Here is a 19,884-nt window from a genome sequence, read left to right on the forward strand (position 1 = left end):
ATGCTCTCAGGGCATCGCCTTTTTTTCCTTCATCTTTCCCTGACGGGTACATAGTCAAAACGCCCCTTTCCCGCTACAGTTATTCATCCACGGCAAGTAAGGAGAAGGGACATGCTCTATATCTTTGATTTAGGTAATGTGATTGTCGATATCGACTTCAACCGCGTATTAGGTACCTGGAGCGATCTGAGCCGTGTGCCGCTGGCGTCGTTAAAGCAGAGCTTTACGATGGGTGAGGCCTTCCATCAGCACGAACGGGGAGAAATCACCGATGAAGCATTTGCCGAGGCCCTTTGTCATGAGATGGATCTGTCGCTGAGCTACGAACAGTTTTCCCATGGCTGGCAGGCCGTTTTTGTCGCGCTACGGCCTGAGGTTATCGATATCATGCAGAAACTGCGTGAGCAGGGGCATCGCGTGGTCGTCCTGTCGAACACCAACCGGCTGCATACGACGTTCTGGCCAGAGGAATATCCAGAAATTCGCCAGGCGGCGGACCATATTTATTTGTCGCAGGATCTGGGGATGCGCAAGCCGGAGACACGGATTTATCAGCATGTGTTACAGCAAGAGGGTTTTTCAGCGAGCGACACGGTCTTTTTTGACGACAACATCGATAATATAGAAGGGGCCAACCAGTTGGGGATAACCAGCATTCTGGTGACCGATAAAACCGTCATTCCTGAGTATTTCGCGAAGTTGTTATGCTAAAAACCGTGCATCAAAAAGCCAGGCATCATACCCGACCGATCTGGGCCTGGCTGAAGCTCCTCTGGAAGCGCATTGATGAGGACAATATGACGACCCTGGCAGGGAATCTTGCCTACGTCTCGTTGCTCTCATTAGTGCCGCTGATCGCCGTTGTATTTGCGCTTTTCGCCGCTTTTCCGATGTTTTCCGATGTCAGCGTCCAGTTGCGACACTTTATTTTTGCCAACTTTATCCCGGCAACGGGCGATGTGATTCAACGTTACATTGAGCAGTTTGTCGCCAACTCCAACAAAATGACGGCGGTGGGGGCCTGCGGGTTAATCGTCACCGCGCTGCTGTTGATGTATGCCATTGATAGCGCGCTGAATACTATCTGGCGCAGCACGCGCACGCGGCCAAAAGTGTACTCCTTTGCCGTGTACTGGATGATTTTGACGCTGGGACCATTACTGGCAGGGGCCAGTCTGGCGATCAGTTCCTATCTTCTCTCATTACGCTGGGCCAGCGATCTCAATACCGTGATTGATGATGTGCTGCGTCTCTTCCCGCTGATCCTCTCCTGGCTCTCATTCTGGCTCCTCTACAGCGTGGTGCCGACCACGCGCGTACCGAATCGGGATGCGATTGTCGGCGCCTTTGTCGCTGCGGTCCTGTTTGAGGCTGGAAAGAAAGGTTTCGCGCTTTATATCACCATGTTCCCGTCATATCAGCTTATTTACGGCGTGTTAGCGGTGGTACCCATTTTGTTTGTCTGGGTGTACTGGACGTGGTGTATCGTCTTGCTTGGTGCGGAAATAACTGTCACTCTCGGGGAATACCGCAAACTCAAACAAGCCGCAGAACAAGAAGAAGCAGACCAACCATGATTGCATTAATTCAGCGCGTAACCCGTGCCAGCGTCACCGTGGAGGACGAAGTGACGGGTGAAATTGGCTCAGGACTTTTAGTGTTGTTGGGTGTCGAAAAGGACGACGACGAGCAGAAAGCGAATCGCCTGTGTGAACGTGTGCTCGGCTACCGTATTTTTAGCGATGCCGAAGGCAAAATGAACCTGAACGTGCAACAGGCGGGCGGGAGTGTGCTGGTGGTTTCACAATTTACGCTGGCGGCGGATACCGAACGCGGCATGCGTCCGGGGTTCTCTAAAGGGGCGACGCCGGAGCGGGCGGAGGCCCTGTACGATTATTTCGTCGAACGCTGCCGCCAGCAGGACATGAATACGCAGACCGGACGCTTCGCTGCCGATATGCAGGTTGCGCTGGTGAATGACGGCCCCGTGACGTTCTGGTTACAGGTATGAATCAGCTTCCGGCGTGGCCGCGGGTTACAAGAGAGAGTACCGCTATGTATCACCTTCGAGTACCGCAAACAGAAGAAGAATTAGAGCGTTACTATCAGTTTCGCTGGGAAATGCTGCGCAAGCCGCTGCATCAACCGAAGGGTTCCGAGCGTGATGCCTGGGACGCAATGGCGCACCACCAGATGGTGGTCGATGAAGAGGGCAATCTGGTTGCCGTCGGGCGGTTGTACATCAATGCCGATAATGAGGCTTCCATCCGTTTCATGGCTGTCGATCCCACCGTGCAGGAAAAGGGGCTGGGAACGCTGATGGCAATGACGCTGGAGTCCGTCGCACGTCAGGAAGGGGTCAAACGAGTGACCTGTAGCGCACGGGAAGACGCTGTCGAATTCTTCGCCAAACTGGGTTTTGTCAATCAGGGCGAAATCACCACGCCGCAAACTACGCCGGTTCGCCACTTTTTGATGATCAAACCGATTGCCTCGCTCGATGACATTTTGCATCGCGGCGACTGGTGCGGACAGCTACAGCAGGCATGGTATGAGCACATCCCGCTGAGCGAGAAGATGGGTGTACGTATTCAGCAGTACACCGGGCAGAAATTTATTACCACCATGCCGGAGACGGGCAATCAAAATCCGCACCACACGCTGTTTGCCGGGAGCCTGTTTTCGCTGGCTACGCTGACCGGCTGGGGGCTTATCTGGCTGATGCTGCGTGAGCGCCATCTTGGGGGCACGATCATTCTCGCTGACGCCCATATCCGCTATAGCAAACCTATCAGCGGCAGACCCGCCGCGGTTGCCGATCTCGGCTCGTTGAGCGGCGATCTTGACCGTCTGGCGCGTGGGAAAAAGGCGCGGGTTCAACTGCAGGTAGAGCTGCTGGGCAATGACACACCGGGCGCTATTTTTGAAGGTATTTACATCGTCCTGCCCGCCAAACCGTTTGGTCCCTATGAAGAAGGCGGAAACGAGGAAGAGTAGGGGAACTCCCTTCTCTATTCTTCGCTAACGGACGGGATAGTCACGCGCCAGGCGATATCCTGCATTGCGCTGCGCGCCGCATGGCTGACGCCAGCTAGCTGGAAAAAACCATGAATCACCCCGAGGTAGCGCTGGCAGGTGCAGTCGACGTGTTGGGTCGTCAGTCGCTCATACAAAAGTTCGCCTTCGTCGCACAGCGGATCAAATTCAGCGGTGATGATGTGCGTAGGCGGTAAGCCGCTGAGATCATCTCGCCAGAGCGGGCTGGCTTCGGGATGCTGGCGATCGGTATGGGGCATATACATCTCATACCCGGTTAGCAACGTGTCACGGGTAATGATGTAGTCCAGACCGTTGCGGGTATAGCTCTCACATTTTGCGGTCGCGTCGAGCATCGGGTAGATCAGCATCAATTGTGCGGGCAGCCATTGCTTTGCTGCCTTCAGGCGCAATGCTGTCACCAGCGCCAGGTGTCCGCCCGCACTGTCCCCGGCAAGCGTGATGTGCTGGCGTTCAACGCCAAGCTGTTTCGCATATTGCCAGATCAGGTTGGCCCCTTTTTCAGCATCGTCATGCGCCGCAGGAAACGTGTGTTCTGGCGCGAGGCGGTACTGTACGGCAATCACCCGGCAACCGCTGGTATGCGCCAGTTGCCGCAACTGATTATCGTGGGTGGCAAATCCGCCGCTCACGAAACAGCCGCCGTGGTAGTAAATAACGCAGGGCAGAGCGCCCGAAACGTGGCGCGGCGATACGACGCGCAGCGTCATCCCCTCCAGCTCAACATCGCTGACTTCTACGCGCGTTTCGGTCTTTCCGGCCAGCGCGGTACTGGCGATATAGCCTGCTCTCCGGTCATCAATATGTTGCCGACGAACAGAAGGACGTCCCGCCGCGATAAATTCCTCGACCCGTTGTGCAATCCCGTTTTCAAGCGCCATTTTCTTAATCCCTAAAATCTGTATGAATATACAGTGTTATAACCTGGTTTTTCATGAAAGAGAATGGTGGATTTGGGACAGAGTAAAATTCTGGAAAGCGCCTCGCAAAAGGAAAAGTCACTACGGAGATCGCTTTTTTCCTGCTTGCTGACGGTGTATGTTGTTTGAAAATTATTCGCCAATGATATACTGGAAGTATATGTATGCATATGGCTGGAATGGACATGGGCAGAATATTACTCGACTTATCCGATGAGGTGATCAAGCGCCTTGACGATCTCAAGCAGCAGCGGAATCTGCCGCGTGCGGAGTTGTTGCGCGAAGCGGTTGAACAGTACCTTGAAAGGCAGGGACAGGCTGAAACCACGATTTCCAATGCGCTGGGGCTCTGGCAGGGCTGTGAGGAAGACGGCGTTGAGTATCAGAGGACGCTACGCGAGGAATGGTAATGCAAAAGGGTCCCGTGCTGTTCGATACCAATATCCTGATTGATTTATTCAGCGGGCACCAGGAAGCACAGCAAGTACTGGAAGCGTATCCGCCGCAGAATGCCATCAGCCTGGTTACCTGGATGGAAGTCATGGTGGGGGCAAAAAAATACCATCAGGAATATCGTACACGTGTGGCGTTGAGTGCGTTCAACATCATCGGCGTTTCACAGGAAATTGCTGAGCGAAGCGTGAATCTCAGGCAGGAATATGGGATGAAACTTCCGGACGCGATTATTCTGGCTACCGCGCAGATTCATCGGTTTGCGCTTGTGACGCGCAACACCAGAGATTTCGCGGGGATACCTGGCGTCATTACGCCTTATCAGTTGCAAGCCGGACGATAAGCACCGTCCGGCATCACCTGTTGAAGGCGTTTACTCCCCTTCTCCCGGGAACAGGAACGGGTTGATGGAACTGCGGGCGAAGCCTTCTTGCTCCATGCGCGCGTCCAGTACCAGCGACGCGAGGTCGTCGGCGACGGCTTCCACTTTCGGGTCTTTTTCCTGATAGAGGATCTTAAGGTAGGTTCCACAGTCACCGCAGCTTTCGGCTTTGATTGCCGCCTGCTCATTGTCCAGTGACCAGTAGTGCAGATCGCGGCTTTGCTCGCAGTTGCTGCATTTAACACGAACCACATGCCACTCGGTTTCACAAAGGTTGCAGTGCAGATAGCGCAGTCCCTGGGTGGTGCCAATTTGCACCATGCTGGAGACCGGCATCGAGCCGCACACCGGGCAGTACTGACGTTGTTCGCCGTATTCCGCGCGGGCTTTACCCGGGATAAGGCTGGCCATTTGCGCCCAGTACAGCGACAGCGCGGCCCAGATGAACGGGGCCTTATCGCTGCTGACCGCGGCGAAATCGGAGGCAAACAGAGCGCTGGCCATCTGTTCCAGTTCCTGTTCGGAGGCTTTTTCCAGATTTTCGATCACCGCCAGCGCCGGGCCGCTCATCTCCGGTTTCAGTTCGGCGATCAGCGAGTGCAGCAGTTTCTGCCAGTGCTTATCGCGTGGCAGAACGTGGATATCCAGCGGCGGCTTACCCTGATCGTTGGCTTCTTTGATGCGTGCAGTGAGATCCATCTGCAACGGATGGTCATACAGCACCACTTCCTGGGCATGGGCGATCAGCGCAGCAAAGCGCAGGTAATCTCCCAGCGGGTTATTCTCAGCCAGTTCGCGCAGACGCTCGGCGCGACGGTTATACAGATTTTTGAGCCGGGGGAATAATAACGGTGGAATCATATCCGTCGCGCGTTTCTCGCTCTTTTCCAGCTCATCTTGCGGGATGATACGAATGCTCATTCAGTCACTTCCTGGTTAGGCAGATTTAGCTAGGTGTAATCCGCTCTGTGAATTGGCGGGCATTTCGCGCCCGCGCTGGTGAATGTCATTAATGATAACCGCAATCGGCCTGCGGGTTATAGCGGTGACATCGCAATGTGTGCGTTACGATACCTGATATCGATACCCCAGACCATGCACCGTTCGGATTAGCTGCGGCTGATTGGCATCCTGTTCGATGACTTTGCGGAGCCGGGAAATGTGCTGATCCAGCGTACGGCTATTGGGCAAATAGTCGTACCCCCACGCCGCATCGAACAACATATCGCGCGTAACCACCTGATTTTTATGACGCTCAAGACAGCTTAAAATGCGAACTTCCCGCAGCGTCAGCTCCAGCTTTTGTTCGCCGCGCCAGGCGCACAGTTCATTCGGTAACACCGTCAGGTCGCCAAAAGCAAAACTGAGGTTAGGCTGCGTGGCGCTATGGTTTAAACAACGACGGGCGATGGTTTTTATCCGCGCCCGCAGTTCATGAATACCAAACGGTTTGCTGATGTAGTCATCTGCACCCAGTTCCAGCCCCACGACACGGTCGATCTCCTCATCTTTGGCGGAGAGAAACACGATGGGAATGTGTTCGTTCTGGCGGCGAATTTCCCGGCAGACGGTATAGCCATCCATTTCGGGCATCATGATGTCTAACAGCACAAAGTCCGGTTTGTCGCGATGATAACTCTCCAGCGCCGCGCGCCCGTTCGGTGCTGCTATGATCGAATAACCCTCGCGCGACAGTGCATCCACCAGACCCTGGCGGATGTTTGCATCATCTTCGGCAATCAGTATCTTCATATTCTCATCCCTGCGGCAGCGTAAGGGTAAAGCGGACGCCTGGCTCTTGCGCCGTTACCTGAATCTTGCCGTGCAGGCGTTGCGCCAGTTGGCAAGCGATGGTGAGCCCAATACCGGTACCTGAAACACCCTCGGTAATGGAGGATTTGACCCGATAAAACGGGCGGAAGATCAAGGACATCTCATTTTCCGCAATACCGGGACCATAGTCGCGAACGGCGATCTCCACGTTTTCCGCAACGTGTTCAACGGTCAGATCCACGCGCTGGCCCTGCGAAGCGTATTTTTCGGCATTACTGAGAAAGTTGCTGACAATTTGCGTGATCACGTCGCGATCGCTGTGCAATATCAGATTCTCAGGGCAGGACATGTGAATCGTCATGCCTTTAGCCTGCAACGCAGGCGTAAAGATCTGCGTAATTTCTGTCATCAGACGGCGGAGATTGACTGGCTGAAGATGCAGTTTCGGTGCGCGCGTAAAGGTCAGGATATTCTGGATAAGCCGTGATAACCGCTGGCCTTCCTGAGTGATCACATCCACATAGCGTCGCTCATGCGTTTGTTCATCATCCAGCCCTTCGCGCAGCAGTTCGGCATAGAGCGTGATGTTGGTCAGCGGTGTTTTCAGTTCGTGTGACACCTGGCTGACAAAATCGACCTGCTGGCGCGCCTGACGCGCCGCGCGGGTATATTCTCGCCACAGCGAGACGCCCAACAGTGCGACGGCGAGAAGCAGCAGGACGATTAATGCGCCGCCCCACAGCCAGATATGCCAGAGCGGTGCGTTGACGCCGTAAGCGCTGACCTGCCACGTTGTGAGTGGATACGCCAGCGTGCGGGAGTCCATTAAAGTGAGCCGCCGCAGATCCGCCTGCGCGTTCTGATAAAGCTGACGGCCGTTTTCCGTCACCCTGACAATCTGCTGCGGATCCCCCGGATTCACCTGTATGCTGTTCGCCATATCCATCATCAGCTGTACCCAGGAGAGGCGAAAGCCGATGATCGCCCCGTCTTTCTGCCGCCAGTAGATCAACAGCGGTTCCGGAGTCTCAAAACTAATAAACCAGCCGGCCTGCGGCGTGTCCTGCTCGCTTTGCGTCATATGACTGGCAAGTTGGCTGGGATCGTTGACCAGCGGGCTGAGCAGGCGTACCCACTCTTTATCCTTGTTGCTCAACGGCTGACGCTCATCGGGGTAAAGGAGATGATTTTTCCGCAGCATAAAGACGTCGGCAATGTCGCTGTCGTTCTCTTTAAGCGCGCTGAGGGTGGCGACCTCTGCGGGGTCGATAAAATCGCCAATCGCATGCAGGCGGGAGGCTTTTTGCTGCAGAATATTTTCGATCCCCCTGGCGACGCTGGCGGTTTGCGATTTCGCCAGGGTTTGGGTCTGGTACTGACGCAACAAGACTTCATGTTCCAGAGTGCGAACGCCCAGGTAAGCAAGCAGAATAAAAAACATCAATGTAATGACGAGATAAATCGGCTTACGTCTGAACATCCAGCACTCCTTGTGGATCAGTTCGATTTCGAACTCTGGTTTTTGGTTTTATAACTCTGTTCTTTCAGCGACTTGCGCGACGCTTCTTTGCTTTCGCTTTCCATCCTGTCCAGCAACTTAAGATTTTCCTCTGCGCTCGCCTGTGCCTTCATTCTGGCGGCCGGTGCGCTAAGCGGTAACGCGCTGAGTGTACTGGAGTTTTCGCGCAGGATCGCTTTCGCCTCGTCCATTTTGCCTTCATCGATGAGCTGTAACGCCTGCTCATTCTGAATGGCGGATTTCTGAATGGCGGAATCGACGATCACATCCTCCACCTGCGCTTTCTGAACCTCGTTGGCTGAGGCGGTATAGCTGACGGCCATCTTGTCATCCCAACGCTCTTTCTGCCCGGTGGCGAGGTTGTTATAGCTGACGTTGACCTCAGCGAGCGGCTTGCTTTGTGCGGCCTGGCCTTTCGCCGGCAGCACTTCCAGCATGACATATTTCTCCTGATTGGCGTAAAGCTGGTTCAGTTTAACGGTCACCGTGTTGTCGCGGATTTCACCTTCACGCCCCAGCAGGCGAAGTGGCTTAACGTTGTCGGCGACGTTAATTTGCACCACCACATCCTGAGCGACGACGGACATGACATCGCCAAATTCATGGGCAAATGCCTTCTCCAGGGCATCGGTGTTTTGTACAAACACGTGGTTGCCATCGCTGTACTGGGCAATCGCCGCCATCAGATCTTCATTGTAGCCTTCGCCAATACCCATCGTGGTGATGGCAATCCCTTTGCGGGCGGCAATCTTACCCAGTTCTGCCAGCTCGCTGGTGGAGGAAGGGCCGATGTTCGCCTGACCATCAGACAGCAGGATGATGCGGTTAACATGGGCCTTATCGAGGAATTTACTGTTTTCTTTGATACCGCGGCTGACACCGGCAAACAGGGCAGTACCGCCGCGTGCGGTCAGTCGTTCACGGATTTGGCTGATAAGTTTCGCTTTATTGTCGACTTTGGCCGCCGGCACAATGACATCCACGACGTCGTCGTAAATCACCACCGAGAGCGTGTCCTGGGCGCTTAAAGTGTTCACTGCCATTACGGCAGCTTCTGTGGCTTGTTCGATACGCTCGCCGCCCATAGAGCCGGAGCGGTCAATCACCAGCGCGAGGTTGATCGGGCTGCGTTTGGTTGCATGCAGCGGGAAACCCGTCAGTGATACTTTGAGGTAGTTTTTGTCCTGGCTGTTTTCCAGCACCAGAGGGGAAGCCAGTTCGGATTTAATCGTCACTTTCGGCGCGGGCGGTTGTGCCGCTGTTGTTGTCGCAAGCAGTCCCATTGCCAGGGCTGCGAAGAGGTGTTTGAGATTCACGGTACGTCTCCTTGTCTTAAGAATCGACTCCATTCTTATGCGACCGTAACGTCGGTTGGTCTGTAATCTGTATAAAGTTGTCAAAAAGTTGTCAAAACGGCCTGTCAGGCCAAAAATATCCCTTAAAAAAACGCCGGAAACTCAGTCTCCGGCGTTATCTTATCGGTTCACGAACAGCCTTTGCTTACGACTGGGTCTTATCCTGCTTTTCGCGAACTTCACGGTACCAGCGCGGGTGATGCTTCTTCGCCCAGGAGCGGGTTACCCAGCCCTCTACCATCGCGGTAATAGTACCTTTTACCCACAGCGCGGCGTAAATATGCACCATGATAACCACAATCAGCGCGACGGCGGCAAATGAATGCAGCATTAACGCGAAGCGGATCACCGGAATGGAGAACGCTGGCGCAAAGTACGGACGCCAGATGATCACACCGCTCACCAGCAGCAGCACCAGGAAGATAATCGCCGCCCAGAACACGCATTTCTGGCCGAAGTTATACCGCCCGGTGTCACCCACCTCTTCGTTGACGACAATCTTGCGAATGTTCTTCGCCCAAAAAATGTCATCCCGGTTAATCAGGTTGTGGTGCCAGTAACGGAAGAACATGATGATGAACGAGGCAAACATGATGACGCCCACAAACGGGTGCAGAATACGCGCCAGTTGCGGTGTGCCCATGATTTGCATCAGCCAGTTGAAGGACGGGAAGAAAAAGCCCAGTCCGCTCACCGCCGCCAGCACGAAGCAGAAGGCGGTGACCCAGTGGTTGATGCGTTCCGGCGCGGTGTAGCGCACGATGGTGTCACGTCTTTTCATTTGCGCACCTCATCGTCTTTCTCTTCATGCAGGTTGTTCTCTTCCTCATCCGCACGGTTTGGACCGACACCGACGTAGTGGAAGATGCTGGCCGCAAAGGTCGCGGCAAAGCCGACCGCTGCAAGAGGCTTCCAGATCCCTTTCCAGAATTTCACGGTGGCGCTGATTTCCGGGTTCTCCGGCAGACCGTGGTACAGATTCGGTTTGTCGGCATGGTGCAACACATACATCACGTGCGTCCCACCTACGCCCGCCGGATCGTACAGGCCAGCATTGTCGTAACCACGGGTTTTCAGTTCTGCCACACGCTCGCCAGCCAACGTTTTCATGTCCTCTTTGGAACCAAAGTGGATAGCACCCGTTGGGCAGGTTTTCACGCAGGCCGGTTCCTGGCCGACGGTCACGCGGTCAACGCACAGCGTACATTTATAGACGCGGTTGTCTTCCGGGTTGAGTCGCGGCACGTCGAACGGGCAACCGGCGATGCAGTAACCACAGCCGATGCACTGCTCGGACTGGAAGTCGACAATCCCGTTGGCATACTGAATGATAGCGCCTTCTGCCGGACACGCCTTCAGGCAGCCCGGATCGGCGCAGTGCATACAGCCATCCTTACGGATCAGCCATTCCAGTTTGTCGTTCTGCTCCACTTCCGAGAAACGCATCACGGTCCAGGATTTAGCGGTTAAATCCGCCGGGTTATCATAGACCCCGACGTTGCTGCCGATCTCATCACGGATGTCGTTCCACTCTGAACAGGCCACCTGACAGGCTTTACAGCCGATGCAGGTGGTGACGTCAATGAGCTTCGCCACTTCTTCCTGGAAGTCCCGCGCCTGAGGCGCGGGGGTGAGACCGTTAGTCGCGGAACGACGGATAATGTCTTGCGATTGATAAGCCATAAGTCGTCTCCGTTACACCTTTTCCACGTTCACCAGGAAGGACTTAAATTCCGGCGTTTGTGAGTTGGCATCGCCCACCGATGGCGTCAGGGTGTTCGCAATAAACCCTTTCTTCGCCACACCTTCATAGCCCCAGTGAATCGGAATACCGATAGTATCGATATCCTTACCGTCTGCCTTCAGCGTGCGAATACGCTTAGTCACCACGGCTTTGGCTTTGATATAGCCGCGGTTAGAGGAGACTTTAACAGTGTCGCCATGGGCGATACCGAGCTTGTTCGCCAGCGTCTCGCCGATCTCCACAAACTGTTCCGGCTGCGCGATAGCGTTAAGCAGCGCATGCTTGGTCCAGTAGTGGAAGTGCTCGGTCAGACGGTAAGTGGTTCCGACGTACGGGAACTTATCGGCTTTACCCAGCGCTTCGGCGTCGCCCTTAAAGATACGGGCGGCAGGGTTGGAGATCACGTTCGGGTGCAGCGGGTTGGTACCCAGCGGCGTTTCAAACGGTTCGTAGTGTTCCGGGAATGGACCTTCTGCCATCTTGTCGAGAGCGAACAGACGTCCCATCCCTTCCGGTTGCATGATGAACGGCCCGACGTCGCTGCCTGGCGCGGCGGCGCTGTAGTCCGGAATGTCCATCCCGCTCCATTTTGCGCCGTCCCATTTCAGGATCTGGCGCTTCGGATCCCACGGATTACCCTGCGGGTCAGCGGATGCACGGTTGTACAGGATGCGGCGGTTCAACGGCCATGCCCATGCCCAGCCCAGCGTATTGCCCAGACCGGACGGATCGGCGTTATCGCGACGCGCCATCTGGTTGCCTTCCGGCGTCCAGCTACCGGCGAAAATCCAGCAGCCGCTGGAGGTGGTGCCGTCGTCACGCAACTGAGCAAACGAGCTGAGCTGTTGGCCTTTCTTGACGATCACTGAGCCCGTTGCCGGGTCGATGAGATCGGCCAGCGCTTTCCCGTTACTCTCCATCGCCACTTCTTCCGATGCCGGTTCATGTGGGGTGGAGTAGTTCCAGGTCATGCTCAGCACCTGTTCCGGGTTGGCACCGCTCTGCTCAGCATACATTTTGCGCAGGCGCAGGAAGATACCGGCCAGGATTTCGCCGTCGGTGACCGCGATCCCCGGGGCGTCTGCGCCTTTCCAGTGCCACTGCAGCCAGCGACCGGAGTTCACGATCGAGCCGTTCTCTTCAGCGAAGCAGGTGGACGGCAGGCGGAACACTTCGGTCTGGATTTTCGACGGATCCACATCGTTCGACTCACCGTGGTTTTGCCAGAAGGTGGAGGTCTCGGTGTTGAGCGGATCGATCGTCACCAGGAACTTCAGTTTGGACAGTGATGCGATCGTCTTGTTTTTGTTCGGGAATGAGGCAACCGGGTTGAAGCCCTGGCAGATATAGCCATTGACCTTACCCTCTTTCATCATCTCGAAGTACTGCAGCACGTCGTACCCTTTGTCCCACTTCGGCAAGAAGTCAAAGCCCCAGCTATTTTCCGCTGTCGCTTTATCGCCGTAGAAGGCCTTCATCAACGAGACGAAGAATTTCGGGTAGTTGCCCCAGTAGTTGACCTGGTCTTTCAACAGCGGTTTTGGCGTGTTCGCGGCCAGATACGTTTGCAGGTCCGGCTGTTTTTCATTCGGTAGCGTCAGGTAACCCGGCAGGCTTTGTGACAGCAGGCCTAAGTCTGTCAGCCCCTGAATGTTGGAATGGCCGCGCAGGGCGTTAACGCCGCCGCCTGCCATCCCCATGTTGCCAAGCAGCAACTGGATCATCGCCATGGTGCGAATGTTCTGCGAACCGATGGAGTGCTGTGTCCAGCCGAGGGCATACAGGAACGATGCGGTTTTGTCTTTCGCACTGGTTTCCGCGATGTACTCACAGACTTTCAGGAAGTCGGCTTTCGGCGTGCCGCAGATATTTTCCACCACGTCCGGCGTGTAGCGGGAAACGTGCTGTTTCAGCAGGTTCCAGACGCAGCGCGGGTGTTGCAGCGTGGTATCGCGTTTGGCAAAGCCCTCTTCGTCCAGCTCATAGTTCCAGCTGGTCTTGTCGTACTTGCGTTGATCCGCGTTATAGCCAGTGAACAGGCCATCTTCGAAGCCGAAATCTTCACGCACGATCAGGCTGGCGTTGGTGTAGGCCTCGGTGTATTCGCGGTTATATTTTTCGTTCGTCAGCAGGTACAGCATCACGCCTGACAGGAAGGCAATGTCAGTACCAGAACGGATTGGGGCATAGAAATCGGCCACCGACGCCGTACGCGTGAAACGCGGATCGATCACAATCAGCTTCGCGCCGTTGTGAATCTTCGCTTCCATCGCCCAGCGGAACCCGACCGGGTGTGCTTCAGCGGCGTTACCGCCCATCACCACGACGAGGTTGGCGTTCTTAATGTCGACCCAGTGGTTGGTCATCGCACCGCGACCAAATGTTGGAGCAAGACTTGCTACCGTTGGTCCGTGTCAGACACGCGCCTGGTTGTCGACCGCGAGCATACCGAGCGCGCGGGTGAATTTTTGCGTTAAAAAGCCGGTTTCGTTACTGGACGCGGAAGCACACAGCATCCCGGTAGACAGCCAGCGGTTAACGGTAACGCCTTCAGCGTTTTGCGCAATGTAGTTAGCATCGCGGTCTTCTTTCATCAGTTTCGCGATGCGGTCAAATGCCTCATCCCAACTGATTTGTTGCCATTTATCCGAGCCTGGCGCGCGGTATTCCGGGAATTTGAGGCGACTTTCGGAGTGGATGAAGTCCACCAGACCGGCCCCTTTCGGACAGAGCGCACCACGGTTGACCGGATGGTCCGGGTCACCTTCGATATGGAAGATTGACGCTTTGGCGTTTTTTGCACCGTCGCCGAGGCTGTACATCAACAGCCCACAACCAACGGAACAGTAAGTGCAGGTATTACGGGTTTCGCGGGTGCGCAGCAGTTTATATTGCCGGGTTTCCGCGAGCGCTACGCCGGGCGCGAAGCCCAGTGCTGCCGCCGTGGTGCCTGCCATACCGCCAGCGCAGATCTTAAAGAACTGCCTTCTGCTGACCTGCATGGTTTGCTCCTTTTTCGACATTGTCACATCCCTTTCACATTCATGTTGGTGAGCGCTCAGGGTGTGGTTGTTATTTTTCTTTGCGGACGGGACCGCAAAGGTCCAAAATTGGGTTAATTCCCCCCATCCAGGAGGGGCTTGCGACAGAATACCACAATGTTGGTACGTGTGTTCTTATACGGTTAAAAGAAAGTGAATAAGATACATCCAAAAGAAGTCGGAAATGTGATTAATGTCACGAGCTCTCGCCAGGTTAATCTTTGGAAGCGTGAGGATTTGCATCACCCTCAGCCGGATGAGGTCGCTGAAGAGGTGCCCGTGGCGCTGGTTTATAACGGCATTTCTCATGTTGTCATGATGGCCTCGCCGAAGGATCTGGAACATTTTGCAGTCGGTTTTTCCTTGTCTGAGGGGATCATTGACAGCCCGCGCGAGATCTATGGCATGGATGTGGTTCCCTCCTGTAATGGACTTGAAGTCCAGATCGAGCTTTCCAGTCGCCGTTTTATGGGGCTGAAAGAACGCCGTCGCGCGTTGGCCGGACGCACCGGCTGTGGCGTGTGCGGGGTTGAGCAGCTCAATGACATCGGTAAACCGGTGCAGCCGCTGCCGTTCACCCAGACTTTTAACCTCTCCAGACTTGATCACGCATTAAGACATCTGAAAGATTTTCAGCCTGTGGGGCAGCTCACCGGGTGTACGCACGCTGCGGCGTGGGTGATGCCATCGGGTGAACTGGCGGGCGGACATGAAGATGTCGGTCGGCATGTTGCGCTGGATAAACTGCTGGGGCGCCGTGCCGCCGAAGGCGAAAGCTGGGTGCCGGGAGCGGCGCTGGTTTCCAGTCGCGCAAGCTATGAGATGGTGCAGAAGTCTGCGATGTGCGGCGTTGAGATTCTGTTTGCGGTATCTGCTGCCACCACGCTGGCGGTGGAAGTCGCTGAGCGCTGCAATCTGACGCTGGTGGGGTTCTGTAAGCCAGGCAGGGCGACCATTTATACTCATCCGCAGCGTTTAATCGCTGAGTGATTTTGATTCAATTAATTTGAATGAGACGGGCAAATCCTTCCGCTTTTAGTTATCTGAGTAACGGCCTATTATTTATCACATCAAGGCACGGTGCCTTACTTAAACAACTAAGTTAAAGGGTTTATATCATGAAAAGCATCAAAACTTTTGTCGCAGTTATCGCTCTCGCTACCTCTTTCGGTTCTTTTGCTGCCCAGTCTGTGACCGCGACCGGTTCTACTCTGGAAAGTGCTGAAGCAAAAATCGCCGCTCAGGCTGAACAGGCTGGTGCAAGCTCCTATAAAATCACTCAGGCTTACACCGGTAACCGCGTGCACATGACGGCGGAACTGCTGAAATAAGTTCATCTCCATTGTCGAAAGAGCGCCCTTGAGGCGCTTTTTTTGTGTCTGTCATTATTGTTTTAACAACGACATAAACGCGTCATATCCCGTTAACTCACAAATGGTTTCGGCGGGATGCTGACACAGCACGCTGGCCAGATAGCTGAAGATTTTTAATTCGTGACGTGCGTCAGCGGCAGCGCAAGCAATCAGTACATGGCTGACCGGTTCATTATTGACCTGTACGGGATGCGCCAGAGTAATAAAGAACCCGCGAAAGTGACGCTTCTGTTCGCTCCAGCAGTGGGGGATCGCCAGATGATTGATAATCAGGTTTTCGCCTTCATCTTCGCGGGCGCATATCCGCAGTGCTTCATCACGGGTGATATGTTCCTGCGCCACGAGTTTGTCGCAAATCTGATGGGTAATGTGATGCCAGGTTTCGTCGGCGAGATTCATATAGTGAAAGCTGCCCGGCTCAGAGAAGAAGCGCTCCGGTTGCTGACGAATAAACGCCGTGGCAAGAAAATTTTTGATTTGTTCGGACCCGACTGCGGAAATAATATTTTTAATAGTCAGGACATTTTTTAATGAGTCATCCAATAAATAGTGGCTGTTATTGACGATCAACAGGGGATCAACTTCTTGTCTTATCGCGTACACATCACTGGGAGTGCGTGCAATGATCACCCGACAATTCAATACATCACGTTCAATAGCCTGCTGATTTATGGTGGCAATCGCATTTTGATCGGATAATAAAATGATGGGTTGACGCTCATTTTGGTGCCGCTCCAGCGCACAGGCGAAATAGAGCCCGATCAGATCACTGTCAAACAGCGGAATTTCTAACTGTTCCCGCAGTAGCGCAATGAAGCGCAGGCTCATGTCAAATGCAGCGGGCCAGGCCGCTTTCAGGTTATTCATGCTGCTCTGGCGATGTTCCGGTACCCAAACGGGGGCCGAAACGCATCTCAGCAGGTGACCCGTGATATTTTCAACCAGTTGCGTATCGATAAGGTTCAAAGTGGCGACGCCAGGTACGCGTTGTAGTAAAGCAATCACGGTATCGGCAGACAGGGTCATGGCCTGTTGTTGCTGTTTATCCAGCAGTCCGTGCAGCGTTTTGAACGCGTTCTCGCCAAGATAGATCCCGCCCTGTTCTACGGCATTTTTTAACACTGTATGCCGACATTCAGGCCATGTGCCCGAGAGTTGATTACGCAGTGCATAGACCGCCAGCACCAGACTGGCGAGGTATTCACCCGACGTCAGTGGGAACTCAGCAAGAAGATGTTCACATGCGCTGGTAAGTCGTTCGATAGTGTCTCGCGTCACGCCGGGGAGAGGAATTAACAGCGGGTCTTTTTTGAGCAGGTTCGCCAGCAGGACAATCCGTTTTTCTTCTGGTTCATCAACGAAATGGCCCACACCGGGGCGGCTGGAAAGACAAAATGCACGCTCATAGCGTTGCTTCAGTCGCGACAGACGGTCTGCGACCCAGGTTTCCGGCAAATTAAGCGAAGAAGCCAGTTGTACGCGGGGGGTAAAGTTATTGAGCAGCAGAAGTGCCAGCAAACGATCGTCGTTATCATGGCGTTGTAAAAGCTGAAAAAAGCTGCGCCGGTCGATAATGTCCAGTTGGTAACCCGCACTGCCACCAGGCTGAATGCGCGCTTTCCCGCTGAGGGTAAAATTGATGTAATCAATATCGCGCAGGATTGTTCTACCCGAAACGCCAGTTTGCCGCGCCAGCTCGCTGAGTGAGTTAGGCCGTTGTTCAAGAAGGTCGACAAGCGTTAACTGGCGTTCACTGAGCATCAGATCACCCGGCGAAAGTCGGTGAAAGTTTTGATCTGATCTGCCGTCAATGAAGTCAGCAGCTCACGGACTAACGTAAACAATGCATCATAATCTTTTGCAGAAATCATGCCGCTATTGGCATGCAGATAGCGGGTGGGCAAACAGAGTGCTGCAACGGGGCGCCCGCCACCCATCACATTGTAGCGTCCACCGTCTGTTGCTCCGGTTTTCATGGTACAGAACTGTAAAGGGGCGCCACTGTTTTCTGCACTCGTCCTTAATGCAGCGACCAGCTGTTGATTTGGGAAATAACGTTTATCAAACAGCATGAGCCCTGGACCTTCACCCAGTTTCAATGGGTATTTGGTGTTGTCGATTCCAGGGACATCACCAGCAACAGCAGTATCCAGGACGATAACCACGTCGGGCCTGATGTGTTCTGCTGAGGTTTGCGCGCCGCGCAGCCCCACCTCTTCCTCCACACTGCCCACGCCATAGAGGGTGATATTAGGATTATCGACGGACTGCAAAAGTTCTGCCATCAGGGCGCAGCCGACACGATTATCCAGTGCTTTGCCGACGATTTTGTCGTCGCCCCAGCAGGCAAAGTTCGCCTCTGGGCTAATGAAGTCACCGATCGCAATACCGCGCTTTTCTACCTCTTCGCGGCTGCTCGCGCCAATATCAATGAACATTTCGTCAAATGTCAGTGGTTGCTGTTTCTGTTTTTCGGTGAGGGCATGCGGTGCAACGGAGCCGATAACACCAGGGATTTTAAATCGCTTGCGGGTACAAATAGTGACCCGGTGGTTCAGCATCGACTGACTCCACCAACTCCCAATTGTCGTAAAACGCAGAAAACCGCTATCGTCGATATGTGTGACCATAAAGCCGACTTCATCCATATGACCGACGACTGCCACCTTTGGCCCACAATGACCTTTACGAGCAACAAAACTGCCGAGGCCGTCAAACGTCATTTCATCCACGCAGGATTCCAGCTCATTGATGAGAATTGCGCGCACTTCTTGTTCATCGCCACTGACCGCGCTGGCTTCGCATAATTGCTGAAGTAACTTAATGTTCATGTGCATGTTCCTGTTGCGCGGTCTTGCGTCTCAGCCACAGCCCTTTCAGGATGATAATCAACGCAATGTTCAGTGCGAGGCCAATAGCCAGCACCAGGTAAAAGGAGCCTACCGGCGACATCAGGCCAATCAGCGGATCAAAAATACCTAATCCCGGCGCGAGGCGTTTGATTCCGAAAGCGATCACCAGCATTCCGGTAATACCACCGGAGAGTGTATTGGCGGTAATCATTGGCAGCGGTGCGGCCAGGGCATAAGGAATTGCGGGTTCGGTGGCGACAGTGGCGCCGACCACAATCGCGCTGCTCGCGGCGGCCTTCTCCTGTGAGGTAAACAGTTTGGGTGTCAGATACGTGGCAATGCCTACCGCGACGGGAGGCATTAGCGCCACTACGCCGACGATGGCGTACCAGTCATAGATATGTTTTTCCAGCAGTGAGAAGCAGAAAAACCATGCGGTTTTGTTGATGGGCCCACCCATATCAAATGCCAGCATCGCGCCAACGAGGAAGGCGGCGCCCATTTTCATGGACGGGGGGATCGTGTTCAGGAAGTGCAGCAGGCCGCTCATCAGATCCGACATCACCGGACCAATAACGTAATACGTCAGCACGCCAAACACCAGCAAAGTGGCGAATGGGATTAGCATCGAGCCAAGCAACGGCTGGAGCGCTTTGCCGAGACGGACTTTGCGAAACCACAGCACGAAATAGCCGATTGCCAAACCCAGTACCACCGCGCCGAGAAAACCAGCACCAGACTGGGTGCCGAGCAATCCTTTGTCGTTAGCCAGATAGCAGACCAGAAACGCCGGGGCAAATGCGGGTTTGTCGGCAATCGACCACGCGATATACGCCCCCATAATGGGGATCATAAAGGTGAAGCCCAGATAGCCGATGGATTCGATAATCCAGGTAAATGACGGCGCACCCTTCGACATATCGGTATACGGCAAGCCGAACTGCACCAGCATATTCGCGATGGCGACCAGGATACCGCCACCGATCACAAACGGGAGCGCAGCGGAAACCCCCGCCATCAGGTGGCTCATTACACTGCCTTGCTGGACATCCTGTTTACCGAGTTTAACGCTACTATCTGCGGTAAACATCTGCGAATGAGAAGGCAACTGTCTGAAAATCTGGTCGATATTTTTTAGCGCCTGGGAAATGGCGATCTCATAGACTTTTTTCCCGGCAAATCGCGCCCGATCGTCACCACTTAAGCCACGCCCGGTGGCTAAAATCACGTAATCGGCGGCGGCAATGTCATCCTGCGTCAGGCGGTTTTCTACACCACTTGCCCCCTGGGTTTCGATTTTAATCGTATGACCGAGCGAGCGTGCTTTTTGCTCAAGCGCTTCGGCCACCATATAAGTGTGGGCGATGCCGGCAGGACAGTTGGTGATTGCTACTAAACGTAAGGATGACTCCATA

19 protein-coding genes are annotated in these 19,884 nt (G+C 54.4%); 8 read left to right on the top strand and 11 right to left on the bottom strand.

The window, feature by feature from the left end; translation table 11 throughout:
• The first annotated feature begins 111 nt into the window (after window positions 1-111).
• The 4 genes from yihX to fabY are packed head-to-tail and all read left to right on the top strand — an operon-like array spanning window position 112 to window position 2,997.
• Window positions 112-711 (top strand): glucose-1-phosphatase, encoded by a 600-nt coding sequence (gene yihX, locus C2U53_RS10605; RefSeq protein WP_044265152.1) that lies wholly within the window; start codon window positions 112-114, stop codon window positions 709-711.
• Entirely contained in the window at window positions 705-1,577 is an 873-nt protein-coding gene (locus tag C2U53_RS10610) for a virulence factor BrkB family protein (protein ID WP_044257165.1), read from the top strand. The genes yihX and C2U53_RS10610 overlap by 7 nt, the downstream gene beginning before the upstream one ends.
• Window positions 1,574-2,011, top strand: coding sequence for a D-aminoacyl-tRNA deacylase (gene dtd, locus C2U53_RS10615; protein ID WP_044265155.1), 438 nt, complete (start codon window positions 1,574-1,576; stop codon window positions 2,009-2,011). The genes C2U53_RS10610 and dtd overlap by 4 nt, the downstream gene beginning before the upstream one ends.
• 44 nt (window positions 2,012-2,055) lie before the next feature.
• Window positions 2,056-2,997: a fatty acid biosynthesis protein FabY gene (fabY, locus tag C2U53_RS10620; protein ID WP_042998862.1), complete on the top strand. Its 942-nt coding sequence runs from the start codon at window positions 2,056-2,058 to the stop codon at window positions 2,995-2,997.
• A 14-nt stretch (window positions 2,998-3,011) separates the two neighbouring features.
• Here fabY and C2U53_RS10625 read toward each other — a convergent pair whose 3' ends face one another.
• The gene (locus C2U53_RS10625) at window positions 3,012-3,938 is read right to left on the bottom strand and encodes an alpha/beta hydrolase (protein WP_104445883.1); all 927 of its coding nucleotides are present in this window, start codon (window positions 3,936-3,938) and stop codon (window positions 3,012-3,014) included.
• A gap of 209 nt (window positions 3,939-4,147) precedes the next feature.
• Here C2U53_RS10625 and C2U53_RS10630 point away from each other — a divergent pair, with 209 nt between their 5' ends.
• Both C2U53_RS10630 and C2U53_RS10635 read left to right on the top strand, forming a co-directional pair.
• Complete coding sequence (locus C2U53_RS10630; protein ID WP_162178932.1) at window positions 4,148-4,387, top strand: CopG family transcriptional regulator; 240 nt, start codon at window positions 4,148-4,150, stop codon at window positions 4,385-4,387.
• Window positions 4,387-4,773 carry a type II toxin-antitoxin system VapC family toxin gene (locus C2U53_RS10635; RefSeq protein WP_104445884.1) on the top strand — a complete coding sequence of 129 codons (387 nt, stop codon included), beginning with the start codon at window positions 4,387-4,389 and terminating at the stop codon, window positions 4,771-4,773. Before C2U53_RS10630 ends, C2U53_RS10635 begins: the two co-directional genes overlap by 1 nt.
• A 30-nt stretch (window positions 4,774-4,803) precedes the next feature.
• On the opposite strand, the gene fdhE is transcribed toward C2U53_RS10635, so the two are convergent.
• From fdhE to fdnG, 7 genes are all read right to left on the bottom strand, one after another.
• Window positions 4,804-5,733 (bottom strand): formate dehydrogenase accessory protein FdhE, encoded by a 930-nt coding sequence (fdhE, locus tag C2U53_RS10640; protein WP_042998866.1) that lies wholly within the window; start codon window positions 5,731-5,733, stop codon window positions 4,804-4,806.
• 144 nt (window positions 5,734-5,877) lie between these two features.
• Entirely contained in the window at window positions 5,878-6,564 is a 687-nt protein-coding gene (locus tag C2U53_RS10645) for a response regulator transcription factor (RefSeq protein ID WP_044257174.1), read from the bottom strand.
• A 4-nt stretch (window positions 6,565-6,568) separates the two neighbouring features.
• A complete protein-coding gene (locus tag C2U53_RS10650) occupies window positions 6,569-8,065 on the bottom strand; it encodes a HAMP domain-containing sensor histidine kinase (RefSeq protein ID WP_044257176.1) in 1,497 nt (498 codons plus the stop codon).
• Window positions 8,066-8,082: 17 nt separating this feature from the next.
• Complete coding sequence (locus tag C2U53_RS10655; protein WP_086512772.1) at window positions 8,083-9,420, bottom strand: VWA domain-containing protein; 1,338 nt, start codon at window positions 9,418-9,420, stop codon at window positions 8,083-8,085.
• 184 nt (window positions 9,421-9,604) lie between these two features.
• Entirely contained in the window at window positions 9,605-10,240 is a 636-nt protein-coding gene (fdoI, locus tag C2U53_RS10660) for a formate dehydrogenase cytochrome b556 subunit (RefSeq protein WP_044257180.1), read from the bottom strand.
• Window positions 10,237-11,142, bottom strand: coding sequence for a formate dehydrogenase O subunit beta (gene fdoH / locus C2U53_RS10665; protein WP_042998870.1), 906 nt, complete (start codon window positions 11,140-11,142; stop codon window positions 10,237-10,239). Before fdoH ends, fdoI begins: the two co-directional genes overlap by 4 nt.
• A gap of 12 nt (window positions 11,143-11,154) precedes the next feature.
• The gene (gene fdnG / locus C2U53_RS10670; RefSeq protein WP_104445885.1) at window positions 11,155-14,205 is read right to left on the bottom strand and encodes a formate dehydrogenase-N subunit alpha; all 3,051 of its coding nucleotides are present in this window, start codon (window positions 14,203-14,205) and stop codon (window positions 11,155-11,157) included.
• 192 nt (window positions 14,206-14,397) lie between these two features.
• Between fdnG and fdhD the strand changes: the two genes are divergently transcribed.
• Together fdhD and C2U53_RS10680 are read left to right on the top strand one after the other, a co-directional pair.
• Window positions 14,398-15,234, top strand: coding sequence for a formate dehydrogenase accessory sulfurtransferase FdhD (fdhD, locus tag C2U53_RS10675; RefSeq protein ID WP_044265169.1), 837 nt, complete (start codon window positions 14,398-14,400; stop codon window positions 15,232-15,234).
• 128 nt (window positions 15,235-15,362) lie between these two features.
• A complete protein-coding gene (locus tag C2U53_RS10680) occupies window positions 15,363-15,575 on the top strand; it encodes a DUF1471 domain-containing protein (protein WP_042998873.1) in 213 nt (70 codons plus the stop codon).
• Between the two features lie 54 nt (window positions 15,576-15,629).
• Here the strand turns inward: C2U53_RS10680 and C2U53_RS10685 are convergent, their stop codons facing one another.
• Genes C2U53_RS10685 through C2U53_RS10695 form a run of 3 tightly spaced genes read right to left on the bottom strand, consistent with a single transcriptional unit; the run spans window position 15,630 to window position 19,883 of the window.
• Window positions 15,630-17,378, bottom strand: coding sequence for a putative frv operon regulatory protein (locus tag C2U53_RS10685; RefSeq protein WP_104445886.1), 1,749 nt, complete (start codon window positions 17,376-17,378; stop codon window positions 15,630-15,632).
• Window positions 17,378-18,448, bottom strand: a complete 1,071-nt coding sequence (locus tag C2U53_RS10690) for an aminopeptidase (RefSeq protein WP_042998875.1) — start codon at window positions 18,446-18,448, stop codon at window positions 17,378-17,380. The genes C2U53_RS10685 and C2U53_RS10690 overlap by 1 nt, the downstream gene beginning before the upstream one ends.
• Window positions 18,438-19,883: a PTS fructose-like transporter subunit IIBC gene (locus C2U53_RS10695; RefSeq protein WP_104445887.1), complete on the bottom strand. Its 1,446-nt coding sequence runs from the start codon at window positions 19,881-19,883 to the stop codon at window positions 18,438-18,440. The genes C2U53_RS10690 and C2U53_RS10695 overlap by 11 nt, the downstream gene beginning before the upstream one ends.
• Between the last annotated feature and the right edge of the window lies 1 nt (window position 19,884).

Source organism: Citrobacter sp. CFNIH10, assembly GCF_002934585.1.
Taxonomy (GTDB): Bacteria; Pseudomonadota; Gammaproteobacteria; order Enterobacterales; family Enterobacteriaceae; genus Citrobacter_A; species Citrobacter_A amalonaticus.

Excerpts from the sequence above, each read along its gene's own strand:
- fdhE (WP_042998866.1), bottom strand. The coding sequence starts at position 5,733 with ATGAGCATTCGTATCATCCCGCAAGATGAGCTGGAAAAGAGCGAGAAA.
- C2U53_RS10630 (WP_162178932.1), top strand. The coding sequence starts at position 4,148 with ATGGCTGGAATGGACATGGGCAGAATATTACTCGACTTATCCGATGAG.
- C2U53_RS10685 (WP_104445886.1), bottom strand. The coding sequence starts at position 17,378 with ATGCTCAGTGAACGCCAGTTAACGCTTGTCGACCTTCTTGAACAACGG.
- fabY (WP_042998862.1), top strand. The coding sequence starts at position 2,056 with ATGTATCACCTTCGAGTACCGCAAACAGAAGAAGAATTAGAGCGTTAC.
- C2U53_RS10635 (WP_104445884.1), top strand. The coding sequence starts at position 4,387 with ATGCAAAAGGGTCCCGTGCTGTTCGATACCAATATCCTGATTGATTTA.
- C2U53_RS10690 (WP_042998875.1), bottom strand. The coding sequence starts at position 18,448 with ATGAACATTAAGTTACTTCAGCAATTATGCGAAGCCAGCGCGGTCAGT.
- C2U53_RS10650 (WP_044257176.1), bottom strand. The coding sequence starts at position 8,065 with ATGTTCAGACGTAAGCCGATTTATCTCGTCATTACATTGATGTTTTTT.
- C2U53_RS10610 (WP_044257165.1), top strand. The coding sequence starts at position 705 with ATGCTAAAAACCGTGCATCAAAAAGCCAGGCATCATACCCGACCGATC.
- C2U53_RS10680 (WP_042998873.1), top strand. The coding sequence starts at position 15,363 with ATGAAAAGCATCAAAACTTTTGTCGCAGTTATCGCTCTCGCTACCTCT.
- fdoH (WP_042998870.1), bottom strand. The coding sequence starts at position 11,142 with ATGGCTTATCAATCGCAAGACATTATCCGTCGTTCCGCGACTAACGGT.
- yihX (WP_044265152.1), top strand. The coding sequence starts at position 112 with ATGCTCTATATCTTTGATTTAGGTAATGTGATTGTCGATATCGACTTC.
- C2U53_RS10695 (WP_104445887.1), bottom strand. The coding sequence starts at position 19,883 with ATGGAGTCATCCTTACGTTTAGTAGCAATCACCAACTGTCCTGCCGGC.
- C2U53_RS10645 (WP_044257174.1), bottom strand. The coding sequence starts at position 6,564 with ATGAAGATACTGATTGCCGAAGATGATGCAAACATCCGCCAGGGTCTG.
- dtd (WP_044265155.1), top strand. The coding sequence starts at position 1,574 with ATGATTGCATTAATTCAGCGCGTAACCCGTGCCAGCGTCACCGTGGAG.
- fdoI (WP_044257180.1), bottom strand. The coding sequence starts at position 10,240 with ATGAAAAGACGTGACACCATCGTGCGCTACACCGCGCCGGAACGCATC.
- C2U53_RS10625 (WP_104445883.1), bottom strand. The coding sequence starts at position 3,938 with ATGGCGCTTGAAAACGGGATTGCACAACGGGTCGAGGAATTTATCGCG.